Origin of the sequence: Halomonas sp. SIMBA_159, from assembly GCF_046536035.1 — a bacterium.
In the GTDB taxonomy this organism is placed as follows: Bacteria; Pseudomonadota; Gammaproteobacteria; order Pseudomonadales; family Halomonadaceae; genus Vreelandella; species Vreelandella venusta_A.
This window is the reverse complement of record NZ_JAWJBT010001198.1, coordinates 1-249: the sequence shown is the minus strand read 5'-3', so window position 1 is coordinate 249 and position 249 is coordinate 1. Positions and strand designations below refer to the sequence as shown.

The window sequence follows — 249 nt, the reverse complement described above, 5'->3', positions numbered from 1 at the left end:
AATTCCAGTTTCCTTTCCGCGCTAATTCCCGCAAGATTGCCATACTGCCATCTCCGCCAATGGCAATTAAGGCATCCAATCCTAAATCTTGGTAACCCCCAATAATGTCATCGGCACAAGCAAGGGTTTCGTGATCGCCTTTATTAATACTGCCCAGAATTGTTCCTCCAACACATAAAAGAGGATCAATCCCGTGGAGATAACTCACACAGTAGGAAGGAAAAGAAATGGCTTTCCGTTCCCGTAATC

1 protein-coding gene is annotated in these 249 nt (G+C 45.0%); it reads right to left on the bottom strand.

Features of this window, described 5'->3' with window-relative positions; genetic code table 11:
• A partial coding sequence (locus R0J87_RS23055; RefSeq protein WP_498889269.1) for a 6-phosphofructokinase occupies positions 1–249 on the bottom strand: 249 nt, incomplete at both ends.